Genomic DNA, 12,224 nt, shown 5'->3' with positions numbered 1-12,224 from the left:
GTAGCGTGCGGGGCGGCGCCACTCATTTCCCGGCATCCACAATCGCCGTATATTGTTGCGCCACCTGCTCCGACAGCACGGCATAGCTGCGCGCCGCGCGCAGGTAGGCCGGGCCGCGCGCGGCGCGGGCGCGGGCCGCGCCGGTGTCCTGGAAGATCGTCACCAGCGCCTGCGCCATCGAGGCGGCGTCGCTGGCGGTGAGCCAGCCGGCGTCGCTGGACGACAGCACGTGCGCCTGGTCCGGGATGTCGTTGCCCACCGCCGGCAGGCCCAGCGCCAGGTATTCCAGCAGCTTGGTCGGCGAGCTGACGTCGTACAGCATATTGCGCGGCACGTAGGAGACGGCGGCGTCGGCGCTCAGCAGCAGCTGCCAGGCCTGGCTGGACGGCAGCCAGCCGGTGATGCGCACCGCGTCCTCCAGCCCCTGCTGGCGGACGTAGGCCATCAGCTGCTCGGTATCGGCGGCGTTGGCCGCCGCGCCGACCAGCAGCAGGCAGGCGTCGGGGATCTGGCGGCGGGCCAGCTGCAGCGCGTCGACCACGGTCTGCAACTGGCGCTCCTTGTCCATGCTGCCCAGGTAGCCCAGCATGGGCCGCGCCTCCCAGCCCGCCGGGCGCGCGCCGGCGCTGATGCCGGCGCCGAACAATTCCATGTCCACCCCCATCGGCACGGCGCTCAGCCTGGCGGCCGGCACGCCCTGCGCCACCATATAGGCCACCATGGCATCGCTCTGGACGAAGATGTGGCGGGCGCCGGGCAGCACCAGCCGGTACAGCACCGCCTTCTCCGCCAGGCCTTTCCACAGCACCAGGTAGGCCCGCAGGCTGCGCTTGCGCGCCAGGTTGGCGCGCGCGCGCTCGATGCGTCCTTCGCTCATCAGGAACGACACCCAGTAGCAAAACGGCAGTCCCTTGACGCGGGCCACCAGCATCGCCAGCAGGCCGATCGAGACCATGTCGCGCGCCTGCACCAGGTCGCAGTTGGCGCGGTTGGCGCCCAGCAGCGCTCGCAGGCACAGCCAGAAGAAGCGCGCTTCGCGCAGCAAGCGGCTGGCATGCCAGGCCGGGCGCCGCAGCGAGGCGTAGCCCTGCTGGTCGGCGGCGGCGGCCGACGGCATGCCCACCATGTCGCAAGCGACGCCGGCGCGGGGCAGGTATTTTCCAAACAAGACGGCGACATCGGCGCGATGGGTCGGCAGCGCCTCGGGGACCAGCTGCAAAATGGTGAGGGACATGGGTGGGATGTAGTGAATTATAGGCAATAAAAAAGGGCGACTGGATAGTATCACAGTCGCCCCTTAAAACATTGCCATTAAAGCAATTAAAACACAGCGCTCCTTAGTTCGGCACGGTGATGCTCTGGCCGTTGACCAGCAGCGTGCGGCCGTTCGAGCCCGGCGTCACCGTCACCACCGGACGTTTGCAGCCGACGTCCAGCACCACCAGGAACTCGGTGTTTTGCACTGCGGCCTTCTTGATGAAGGCCGCATGCGTCTCGGTCACTTTCGGACGCGATGGATAAGGCACGGTCCAGGAGGTCAAGGTCGTATCCGGGGTCAGCGACGTCAGGCAGACCGAGCTGGTGCCGTTGACGATCTTGGCGCCGGCGCTGCCGTCGGCGACGATAGGCACGGTGGAGTGCATATTCCACTCATACTTGTGCGCAGCCGGCGCGCTGATCTTGTCCTGGACGACGTAGACGTTGTTGGTGCGCAGATACCATACTTTGCGCACCGCCGACGTGATGGCCGGACCGTAGGAGACGGTGGCATCGCCTTCGGCGTAGTCCAGCGCCGCGCTGGTCGAGAAGCCGGTGATCTTGCCGTTGCGGGTCAGGTTCTCGCGGCCGCCGATCAGCTGGCCGACGCCGCCGTCAAAGGTGATGGCGTTGTGGGCGCGGGTGGTGCGGTACCAGGCGGTCACGGTCGGCGAGTAGTAATAGTCTTCATAGCCGGCTTCGCCCAGCAGGCGCACGCCGCCGCTGTCGAGCACCAGCGCGTTCTGGTCGCCGTGGGCGTGGTTGTACGAACCATACGGGCTGGACTTGAAGTACAGCGAGGTGCGCTTGGTGTTGGTGATATCGCTGTGCATGGACACCCAGCCTATGGTCGGGAACAGCGCGGCGTTCGGCGGCGCCACCGGGGTAATCGCCGAGGCCGGCAACGGATACTCCGAGGTCAGCAGCTGGATCGGATCTTCGCTGCCGGTGACGGTGCGCGCATACCAGGCGCTTTCCGCGTTGGCGGTGCGGGCGGCGAAGGCTTTCAGCGCGCTGTAGTCGAAGCCGACTTCATGCTGGTCGCCAAACACCAGGCCGGCGGCGCCAGGCGGGATGAACTGCATCAGCATGCGGCCGAAGCCGATCGACCACGGTTTCTGGTACAGGTCGACGCCGGTGGCTTCCTTGAACGGGCCCCACAGCTGGACCGAATAGGTCGCCTGGTACATGGCGTAGGCCGAGCCCGGGAAGTAGCCGCCCTCCGGGCCGCTCCAGACAAAGATGGAATTGACGTAAGGACGCACGGCAAAGTCGAACCACTTGTCGGCGGCCGGCACGTCGCCCACCGTCATCGCGGCGATCAGGGCCAGGTAGCCGTAAGCGGTGGCGCCGTGCGAGTCGAACGGCTGCTCGTCGATGCGGCCGTCCGAGCCGGACAAGTCGGCATAGATCGCCTCGGTGCGCGCGGTGATGGCGGCGAGCCAGCGGGTACGACGGGCCGCGTCGAGGTTATTCCACAACATATCGACGGCGCGCAGCAGCGAAACGTCGATGCTGCGCGTCACCTGGTCCTGGCTGGTATAGCTGGTGATGGCGGCCGGGTCGAGCGACGCCGCCTGATCGCCGCGCGCGATCGCTTCCGCCAGGTATTTCGGGTCGCCCATCAGGCGGTACAGCAGCGCCGAGGCCTCCAGCTGACGCAGCACCGGATTGACTTTGGCCGGCAGCAGGGCCACCACTTGCGTGGTGGTGGGGGCGCTGCTCAACAACATGCCATCGGATACCGCCGGCACCGCCGTCAGGTTTTGGGGCGCAGGCGCGGGGGCGCTGGTCATGCCGGCGGTGACTTCGCGGATCAGTGCGGAAATCGCGGAGCCACGCTCGGCCATCATGGCCGACGTCCATTTCGAGAACGGCAGGAAATTCTTGCTCAGCATACGCGAGCGGCCATGCGCAATGATTCTGGCGCGCAGGACATCGTTTTCCGGCACTTCGAACACCTTGGCCGACGCATACAGCGTGAAGGTGCGCGGCGTCGACCAGTCGATCTTGGCGATATTCGGACGCACGCGCCAGCTATAGGTGGTGCCGCTGGCGGAGGCCGTCAAGGCCTTGCTGGGCAGGTAAAAGTTGCGGGTCGTGGTGTAGGTGCCGATGACGACGCCGCCGCTGGACACTTCCAGGATGTAACCCGGCGGTTTCGGGTAGACCGGATACCGCGGCCAGGCAAATGCCGGCGGGTTCTGCGGCTGCGGCATCAAATTGGTGGGGCCCGGTTGCACGGTATAAGGGTCGGCAGCGGCGGCCGTGACCCATTCCACGGGCGCGGTCGCCGCGTTTGCTTGCCCCCAGACGAGGCCCAGTCCAAGCAGCAAACTGCCAACAAGACTCGATTTATTGAAAGTCATGAGAATCCTCCGAGGGGTAAAGCATGAACAGCATAGTTGTTTGGCCACATGAAGGCAGGGCAACATTGTCAAGAAGGTTGCAAAATGCAATCATTATTGCAGCGAAGAAATTAAATATACACTAAACCGGGGTTTTCGTGGTTACGCATTAACAACTGCGTGCAAATTAAGCCGGCTGCGCCGGATTTCGTGCTGCAAATATTAGTGTAGCGGATCAAGTCTTGATTGGAAGGCAGAATTGTAGCCAAGTTGTAGCGTTTATTACGCCGGCACACCGCGCCGCGCGCGGTCTATGCTGTCCAGCAGCTCGGCCGAACGGGCTTGGTCGAACTTGCGGGCAAAAAATTTTCCAGATTGCATCAAGGGCTCGAAGTCGCGCGCTTCCAACACCGCCGGGTTCTCGCGCGCCGGGTTCCAGTCGATATAGTGCAGCGACACCTTGTTCTCGTTCATCGCGCTGTGGTGCTGCGCGGCGTCGTCGTAGCCGGCGCAGTGCGGCGCCAGCGGCGAGTTGAGCAGAATGGTCTGGAAAAAGATTTCATCGGCGCCCGTGACCGAGCGGAAAAAGCGCAGCACCGGGGCGTTTTTTGGCTGACGCACGAAGTCCAGCAGATACGCCACCGCGTCGGCGCTCAGGCACCACGAGGTCGAGCCGCGGTAGGGGCGCAGGCCGGCCACGAAGCGCCTGGCCGGCAGCACACGGTTGGCCGCCCGCACCAGCCACAGGGCCAGGCTCTTGACGGCCGGCGCGCGCAGCCGCGCATACACGTCGCGGAAAGCGTAAATCTCGATCAGGTGGGCAAAGTCCGTGCCCTTGCGCAGCGCATAGAAATTGATGAAGCTGCGTTGCTGGTCCTGCGCCAGCAGCGCTTGCAACTCGTCGTGGCGGCGCAAGGGGTAGTCGCGCCCGCTGAGGAAGATGAAATGCTCGTGGCCGCCGCTGGCGGCTGCCTCCAGCAGCTTGAGCATGGCCTCCACCTGCGAGTAGCCGCCCCAGTTGACGGCCACCGGGGCGTCGACAAAACGCACCGGCAGCGCGCCGGCGGCCTGGCGGAACGGTCCGGCATCCTGCTTGCCGTCGATATGGGCGTAGATGGTCGCGCCTTCGTGCTGCAGCGCGGCGGTCAGCCTGCCGAACAGCGCGGGCTGGTCATGGGCGAGGACTAGATAGGCAATGTTGGTCATGGTTTGTCATCATATTCGGGGGCTGGGAACAGTGATGCCTAGTGGAGATCGATCTCCAGTTCGTCAACAAAACGGCGCTCGACCGTGGTGTGCGCATAGTCGTCGAGGCGGGCGCGCTGGGCGGCCGCGGCGGCGAGGAAGGCCGGATACTGCGCATGCAAGCGGCGCACGCCGTCGAACAGCGCGTCGGCGCTCCAGTGGACCACCACCGCATTGTCGCCGACATAGTCGGTATGAGTGACCAGATCGTTGCACAACACCGGCAGGCCGGCCGCCATGTATTCAAAGATCTTCTGCGGCGGGCTGGCCGAGTAGAACGGATTACCCGCCAGCAGCGACACGCCGGCCTGCATCTGCCCGTACAGGCGCACCACCTCGGCATACGGCATCGGCGCATAGACGCGGATGGCTTGCGCCAGCGCCGGCTCGGCCGCCAGCGCCCGCTCCAGCACCGGGTCTTCGCAGCCGACCAGGTGGAAGGTGGCCGGCACGCCCTCGGCCACCAGGCGGCGGGCGCAGGCGACGATCAGGTCCAGTCCCCTGCCCTCGCCGCCGGAACCCGGATAGACGATGTGCAGGCGGCCGTCCGCCGAGGCGGCCGGCGCGCAGGCGCGGTACAGGCCCAGGTCCACCCCCATCGGTATCAGCGACACGCGCGGCGTGCGGCCGGTGTACAGCGCGGCCAGCTGGCGCGAAATGGCCATCACCGAATCCACCCGCGCCAGGCCGCGCAGGAAGGTGCTCAGCTTCAGCCAGGCGCCGAGCTTGAACGGGCGGCGCCGTTCCGGGCCGTAGCTCTGCTCGAAATGGGTGGGCGCGTAGGCCACGATAGGACAAGCCGGGCGATAGAAGGCGAAGGTGGTCACGGCCGGCAGGCCGATGACGTAGATGAAGTCGTAGTCGCGCCTGGCCCACAGCAGTTTCCAGGCGGCTTGCAGCGAAAACAGCAGCGGGTTTTTTTGCGCGATGATGTCGGTGCGGCGGATGCCGGCCACGCCGGTGCCGGCCGAGCTCAGCACCGTGGAGACCCGGTAGTGGCGGCGCAAGAAGTCGAAGCGCGCCATCTGGTCCGGGAAGCGCGACAGTTCGCGCCCCGGCAGGAAGACCAGGGCCAGGCACTCCTTTTGCGGGGCTTCAGAAGTCAATCGTCAGTCTCCAGTCGGGCCGGGGGCTGAGTTTTTCGACCAGCACCCGCAGGAAGCGGTTGCGGTCCTTGAAATCCCATGACGACGCATAGTGGTGGATGCCCACCGTTTCCTCGACGATGTCCGAATACAGCAGTTGGCCGGCGTTGAGCGGGTTGTTGTCGTCGAAGGGGTTGAAGGGGTAGAAGCTCGGCGGCGCCAGGATGTTGAGCGGCCGGCCGCCGGCGGCGTCGTCGACGGCCCGCATCAGCACGCGCGGCGCGGTGGCGAATTTCTTGATCGGAATCAGGTTTTCCAGGATCAGCTGGCGCGCGCGCTGCATGATGGGGTCGTGCGGCATGGCGGCGATGAAGCCGGCGCCCATCAGCCCGGGGCTTTCCCAGGCGGAGCAGAAGCGGTCGTCGGTCAGGATGGTCGACAGCGGCTTGATCAGCTCGATGTCGGTGTCGAGGTAGACGCCGCCGTGCTGGGCCAGGATGTCGAAGCGCACCCAGTCGGAAATGAAGGCCCAGTTGCGCTGCCGCGCGGCTTGGCGGCAGTACTCGTTATCGATATCGGAGTTCGATTCGTTCCACAGGATGATCTCGTACTCGGGGGCGAATTTCTTCCACGAGGTGAGGCAGCGCTGGGCCATCACAGGCAAAGGCTTGCCGCCGAACCAGCAATAATGGATTTTCTTTGGAATCATTTGACCGCTTTCTCTTTCAATACCAGGATAACTTTGATCACCACCACCAGGCTCACGTGCAGCAGGAAGGCGCTGATGGCGCCCGTGATGCCGAAATAATGGCTGAGCACCAGCAACTCCACCATGTACAACAGGTTCGAACACACCGTCACCACCGAGGTTTCCCTCTTCTTGCCCAGCGCCCAGTAGAAGGCGTGGGTGGTGATGAAGGAACCGCCTATCACCGCCGTCAACATCATGATGAACAGCTCCAGGTCGTACTGGGCCAGCCCGCGATAGATGATGGGCACCCAGATCGGCCGGCACAGGAAGGCCGTCAGGCCGATCAGCGTCGCCACCGGCAACAGGATCAAGATCGTTTTCCGCCACAGCGCAAAGGCGCCGGCGCGGTCGCCGACATTGAGCTTGTGCGAAAACTCGGGGATCGAGTTGGTGTAGACCGGGCTGGTGGCCATCGAAATGATGGCATACAGCCGTTTCAAAATATTGTAGACGCCCAGCGCTTCCGGACTCAGCGCCACGCCCACCAGCACCTTGTCGATATAGGCCACCGGCAGGTCGGCCACCGCCAGCAAGGTGCTCCACTTCCCGGTCGACAGCACGGCGCGCCGGTCCAGCGGCGCATCGGACGGTTCCAGCGACCCCGCCGGCTTGCGGTAGATCAGCAGTCCCAGATAGGTCAGCCGGCACAGCTCGGGCAAAGCATAACAGACGATCACCGATGACGGCGTCGGGCTCCAGTGCGCGGCCCCGTACAGCATCGCCAGGCGCAGCAGGTTGGCGCTGACGCCGGCCATCAGCAAGACCTGGTATTTATTGGTCAGGCGATAAAACGCCACCAGCGAACCCAGCGACGGCAACAGCATGGACAGCACGATGAACACCGCATCCAGCGGACCGAAGCCGCTGACCTGGGATATGTGCAGCGCCGGCAGCATCAGCGCCAGCACGGCCAGGAAGGCGGTCGCCATGCCGGCCAGCTCGAACAACAGGCTGCGGCCGATCTCCCGCCTGAGCACGGCGACCGACGATATCTTTCCCGGAAACTCGACCAGCAAGCCCTGCCAGTACTGCACCGTCACCAGCGTGAAGGCGATCATCGCCACCGATTGCATGAAGATGAAACTGCCGTACAGCTCGATGCCCATGATCTTCAGGGTAATCGGAATGGCAAAGAATCCGATGGCAGTGCTCGATACATTGAGCAGGAAAGAAAACACACTGTTTTTAAGTAAATTACTACCGCTTTTTCTGCTCACACAGCCTCACTGTTGCAACATGGGTTCATGCCAGGCCCAGGGGCTGCTTGCTCGCCAGCAGCGTCCTGCCGAGGCGTAGGAAGGGTTTTTCCACATATCGATAAGACAGATGGGCCGAAAGGAAAGACAGGGGCATCAACACCGCCCATTTGGCGACCACGCCATAGCCCGGCATCAGCATGGACACCAGTCCCAGCATCAGCCAGTGATAAAGGTAGAGCGAATAACTGATGCGCCCGATATACGACATCAGCGGCAGCGACAGAAAGCGGCTGGCCACGGAGTCGACAAACAGCAGGCGGTTGAACATCAGCGCCAGCGCTATCCCCTGCAGGGTGTAGCGCAGGGTTTCGCGGAACAGGTCGCTGCGCAGGGCCAGCGTACTGAGCAGCAGCAGCGCGCCGCACCAGAACGCCACGCTGCCGCGCAAGGCCGTGTCGACGCGCGGGAAATTCGCGCACAGCAGCGCAAAGCCGGCGCCGAAGAAGATCGCGTCGACCCGGGTGTCGGTGCCCATGTAGACGCGCACCACCGTGAATTCGCTCAGCCCCATCGACCAGACCAGGTAGATGCGCCAGCACAGCACGGCGACGACGCAGGCGGCGATCAGCTGCAGGAAGGCGCGCGGCCGCGCCACCAGCGCGGCGAACAGCGCCGGATAGACGAAATAATAGTGTTCTTCGATCGCCAGCGACCAGGTGATGCGCAGCGGCGACATCAGCGTGTCTTGCGCGAAGCCGACGAACACCTGGTAGAAGTTGGCGAAATATAGCAGGACGGCGACGAAATCCATCAGCTTCAACGGCTGGCCGGTGCCCGCCATCAGCAGCAGCGACACCAGCAGGTAGACGCTCAGCGCCGGCATCAGGCGGAACAGGCGGCGCACATAGAACTTATGGATCGACACGCCGCCGGTGGCCGCGTATTCGGCCAGCAGCACGCGGGTGATGATGAAGCCGGAAATGAAGAAGAAGATCGTCACCCCCAGGCCGCCCGGGATGACGTGGCTGAGCCAGGCGTGCGAACAGACCACGAGCAGGATCGATACCGCACGCAATCCATCGAGGGATTGCATGCGGGCGTGTGCATCAACCATGACGCGCGCCTCCGGCCACGGGCAGCGCCCGCATGGCGGACGACGGGCCGTAAGGACGCTTGGCGGCGGCCGGCGCCGGAGCCGGCGCCTTGGCGGCGCTGAAACGGCACATTTGCACGATGCAGCCGGCGCAGAACAGGAACAGCAGCTGGCTGGACGTCTCCACCAGCAAGGTGCGGTTGTAGATCAGGGTGGTCATCATCAGCACCAGAGTGACCGCGCTGGCGTCGACCATCGCCTGCTGGTGCAGGCTGCCGCCGCCGCGCCGCAGATACCTGACCGCGGCCAGCACCGCCAGCACCGGTATCAGCACGAAGCTGAGCGCCCCCAGCACGCCCAGGTCCCACAGCAGCGCCGTCAGCGTGGTGGAGTCGATGTGCAGCGGGCGGTAGCGCATGGCGATCACGCCGCGGCCGGTCGACTCGCCGTCGGCGCTGGCGCCGGGGCCGAAGCCGATCAGGCGGCCCATGGCGTCCGGCGTCGGATCGCGGTACCAGATGTACAGCGAGGCGAAGCGGCCCACTTCGCCGGTGCCGTATTGAATCTCGTACGGGTCGAAGAAGTAGCCCCCGGTATGCTCCAGCTTTTGCTCGACCGTGTTGCCGGACGAGCCCTGCTCGCCCCAGTACATGGCCTTGTAGGCGGCAAACGTTCCCGCCATGAACACCGCCAGCAGGCAGCCGTAGGCGATGAAGGTGCCGACATTGCGCAGCAGGCGGGTGCGCAGCGTCAGCACCAGCGCCAGCGGCATCCAGAACACAATCGCCTTGACCTCGCCCAGCAGCATGTTCGCCATGGCAAACACGAACACCACGGCCAGCTGCCAGAACGGCATCAGGCCGCGCGACCAGCAGGCCAGCGCGTAGATCAGCGCGGCGATCGAGAACACCACCATCACCGCGCTCATGCCGGGACCGAAGGTGCCGACCACGGCATCCCAGCCGATCAGGCCCATGCCCCAGAAGTGCTGGTAAAACACCACCGGCAATTGCAGCAGCATGATGCCGATGATCAGGCGCCACATGATCAGCAGGCGTTTTTCCGTGAACGGCGTAAAGGCCAGCACCATCAGCACGCCGAACATCGGCACGCCGAAACGGATCGACGACAACATCTGCAACTTGGTCGCCTTGCCGATGGCCAAGCCGAAGAAGAAGAAACCGAGGTAGATCGCGGCGGCGATGACGATGCCGGCGGCGCCGCCCCAGGGCACATTCGGCATGCGCCGGCCGAGCTTGGTCAGCAGGATTTCCAGCACGGTGCGCAGCAGGAACAGGAAAGCCAGGCAGCTGCCGACCCACAGGATGGCGCGGATGTGCAGGATGCTGGCGCACGGCCCCTGGATCAGGAAAATGAACACCAACAGGATGGGCAGCAGGTTTTTGGCGCTGAGGAACCACACCACCGGGATCACCAGCAGCACGCCGGCAAACACCAGCGTCAGCTTGACGCCGCCCATCGGCGCGATCAGGCCGGCAAAGGCGGCCACCAACAGCAAGGCCAGCCCGGCCAGCATGGCCGGCAGGCTGGGCAGCATACGCTTGCGGCGCGGCGCATAATAGCCGCCCGACGGCAGCGCGGGCGTGGCTTGTTTTCTAAAGAAATTCATATCGCTTTCGCTTCAAACGGCCCTGTTTCAATGCGCGTGGCCGCTGAAATGCGCGCGCATCGTCGGCGACACCGCAGCCAGCATGTCATCGACGAAACCCTGCTGCAGGCGGTAGGCCACGGCGCTGTCGGCATTGATGCTCGACACCCGTATCAGCGTCGCATCGGGGATCAGGCCATCGAGCGCGTACGACAGGCGGGCTTTTTTCAGTTCCCAGGAATTGCGCACGGCCTTTTCGCCGACCACGATCCAGTAGGTGATCGGCTCGACCCGGTTGTTCAGCGAGGCCACCAGGCGCGTGGCCGGAATGTCGCCGGAGCGCGAGCTCATGCTCTCATAGTGCACCGGCGAGACGTTGAAGCCCTGGGCGCCGTAGCAGCCTTCCGGATAGTGCACGGCCAGGTTGTCGCGCTGGTCGGTGCCGTAGGCGATCGACAGCATGATGCGCTCGCCGTCCTTGTTGACATAGGTGCGCGACAGGGTCTGCGCGTAGATCTTCTTGATCTCGGCGTCGACCTGCGGATTGATCACCGCCGACACCTGGTTGACGTCTTCCGTCCAGCCGCCAAAGCGGGTCGGTATGACGTCGGCCAGCACGATTTTCTGGTGCAGGTCCGACAGCCGCGTCGTCGGCTTGACCGCCTGCGCGGTCCACGAGGTCAGCACCATCAAGCCGCACAACACCGCTCCGGTGACGATAGATTTGTTCATACGACCGCCTTTAAGCCCGCGCCACGTTTCAATTCATGCCTGCGCACCAGCCATTGCAGGAAGGTGTCCAGGCTCAGGATCAGCACCAGCGCGCTGACGAACAGCACCATGCCGGCAAAGCCGTGCAGGAAGCCCTGCCCCGCCGCGTCGCCGAAGTAATAGGTAATCAGCGTCAGCGTCATCACGCGCAGCACGTTGGCGGTGAACGAGATCGGGATGATCAGGATCGCCAGCACGATGTTGCGGAACGCCGAGGTGTGCTGCACCACGTTCAGGTAGAACAGGCCCAGCGACTCCAGCGCCAGCAGGGTCTGCAGGCCGGCGCAGGCGTCCGCCACCAGCAGCTGGTACTGGCCGATCTGCAGGATCACGCCGCTGCGGGCGATCGGATAGCCGACCCAGAACAGCAGGTGTTCGGTGACATAGGAGACCGCCATCTTCATCGGCATGGTCAGCATCGCCACCAGCGTGCCCGGCAGCGGCACCATGAACAGCATGAAGAAGAACGCAAACCAGACGATGCGCAGCGCGCGCACGCCGAACTTGATCAGGATCACCGAGGCCAGCGTGAAGATGAAGCCCAGCATTTCGCCGGCCAGCACTTCCTGCGAACGGCCGACGATGTAGCACAGCATGCCGGCCACAAAGCACAGCCAGCCCAGCACCGGCACGCCGGAGACCGGCGGCAGCGCCAGGATTTCCTTGCCGCGCCGCGCGATCAGCCAGCTCGACAACGCCAGGATGATGGGGCCGTGGGCCTGGTCCTCGTGCATCCAGACGTCGCTGAACGTGACCATGGTGGGCACGAACAGCAACAGGAAGCCGAAAACAATGGGCGCCCACTCCAGCACGATGGTGCGGGACGGCATCGCGATACCCGTCTTGTTGGTGGTTTGCGTCATGGG

General features: G+C 64.5%; 10 protein-coding genes. All 10 read right to left on the bottom strand.

The window, feature by feature from the left end; translation table 11 throughout:
* Positions 1-22 precede the first annotated feature (22 nt).
* A complete protein-coding gene (locus DUGA2_RS15275) occupies positions 23-1,234 on the bottom strand; it encodes a glycosyltransferase (protein ID WP_070270129.1) in 1,212 nt (403 codons plus the stop codon).
* Between the two features lie 103 nt (positions 1,235-1,337).
* A complete protein-coding gene (locus DUGA2_RS15270; RefSeq protein WP_168167796.1) occupies positions 1,338-3,626 on the bottom strand; it encodes a heparinase II/III family protein in 2,289 nt (762 codons plus the stop codon).
* Positions 3,627-3,887: 261 nt separating this feature from the next.
* On the bottom strand, positions 3,888-4,811 hold the full coding sequence (locus tag DUGA2_RS15265) for a beta-1,6-N-acetylglucosaminyltransferase (protein WP_070270127.1): 924 nt from the start codon (positions 4,809-4,811) through the stop codon (positions 3,888-3,890).
* Between the two features lie 38 nt (positions 4,812-4,849).
* On the bottom strand, positions 4,850-5,956 hold the full coding sequence (locus tag DUGA2_RS15260) for a glycosyltransferase (RefSeq protein WP_070270126.1): 1,107 nt from the start codon (positions 5,954-5,956) through the stop codon (positions 4,850-4,852).
* Positions 5,946-6,644 carry a glycosyltransferase family 32 protein gene (locus tag DUGA2_RS15255; RefSeq protein ID WP_070270124.1) on the bottom strand — a complete coding sequence of 233 codons (699 nt, stop codon included), beginning with the start codon at positions 6,642-6,644 and terminating at the stop codon, positions 5,946-5,948. Before DUGA2_RS15255 ends, DUGA2_RS15260 begins: the two co-directional genes overlap by 11 nt.
* Positions 6,641-7,903 (bottom strand): lipopolysaccharide biosynthesis protein, encoded by a 1,263-nt coding sequence (locus tag DUGA2_RS33135; RefSeq protein ID WP_373994837.1) that lies wholly within the window; start codon positions 7,901-7,903, stop codon positions 6,641-6,643. The genes DUGA2_RS15255 and DUGA2_RS33135 overlap by 4 nt, the downstream gene beginning before the upstream one ends.
* 25 nt (positions 7,904-7,928) lie before the next feature.
* Complete coding sequence (locus DUGA2_RS15245) at positions 7,929-8,999, bottom strand: acyltransferase (RefSeq protein ID WP_070270121.1); 1,071 nt, start codon at positions 8,997-8,999, stop codon at positions 7,929-7,931.
* Positions 8,992-10,608: a hypothetical protein gene (locus tag DUGA2_RS15240; RefSeq protein ID WP_070270119.1), complete on the bottom strand. Its 1,617-nt coding sequence runs from the start codon at positions 10,606-10,608 to the stop codon at positions 8,992-8,994. The genes DUGA2_RS15245 and DUGA2_RS15240 overlap by 8 nt, the downstream gene beginning before the upstream one ends.
* 27 nt (positions 10,609-10,635) lie before the next feature.
* Positions 10,636-11,319 carry an exosortase-associated protein EpsI, B-type gene (gene epsI / locus DUGA2_RS15235; RefSeq protein ID WP_070270118.1) on the bottom strand — a complete coding sequence of 228 codons (684 nt, stop codon included), beginning with the start codon at positions 11,317-11,319 and terminating at the stop codon, positions 10,636-10,638.
* Positions 11,316-12,221 carry an exosortase B gene (gene xrtB / locus DUGA2_RS15230; protein WP_373994836.1) on the bottom strand — a complete coding sequence of 302 codons (906 nt, stop codon included), beginning with the start codon at positions 12,219-12,221 and terminating at the stop codon, positions 11,316-11,318. Before xrtB ends, epsI begins: the two co-directional genes overlap by 4 nt.
* Between the last annotated feature and the right edge of the window lie 3 nt (positions 12,222-12,224).

Origin of the sequence: Duganella sp. HH101 (assembly GCF_001758795.1) — a bacterium.
In the GTDB taxonomy this organism is placed as follows: Bacteria; Pseudomonadota; Gammaproteobacteria; order Burkholderiales; family Burkholderiaceae_D; genus Rugamonas; species Rugamonas rivuli.
The sequence above is the reverse complement of the archived record's forward strand: the minus strand, read 5'-3'. Positions and strand labels throughout refer to the sequence as shown.

Coding starts and splice junctions, on each gene's coding strand:
- DUGA2_RS15265 (WP_070270127.1), bottom strand. CDS start 4,811: ATGACCAACATTGCCTATCTAGTCCTCGCCCATGACCAGCCCGCGCTG.
- DUGA2_RS15240 (WP_070270119.1), bottom strand. CDS start 10,608: ATGAATTTCTTTAGAAAACAAGCCACGCCCGCGCTGCCGTCGGGCGGC.
- DUGA2_RS15255 (WP_070270124.1), bottom strand. CDS start 6,644: ATGATTCCAAAGAAAATCCATTATTGCTGGTTCGGCGGCAAGCCTTTG.
- DUGA2_RS15270 (WP_168167796.1), bottom strand. CDS start 3,626: ATGACTTTCAATAAATCGAGTCTTGTTGGCAGTTTGCTGCTTGGACTG.
- DUGA2_RS15275 (WP_070270129.1), bottom strand. CDS start 1,234: ATGTCCCTCACCATTTTGCAGCTGGTCCCCGAGGCGCTGCCGACCCAT.
- xrtB (WP_373994836.1), bottom strand. CDS start 12,221: ATGACGCAAACCACCAACAAGACGGGTATCGCGATGCCGTCCCGCACC.
- DUGA2_RS15245 (WP_070270121.1), bottom strand. CDS start 8,999: ATGGTTGATGCACACGCCCGCATGCAATCCCTCGATGGATTGCGTGCG.
- epsI (WP_070270118.1), bottom strand. CDS start 11,319: ATGAACAAATCTATCGTCACCGGAGCGGTGTTGTGCGGCTTGATGGTG.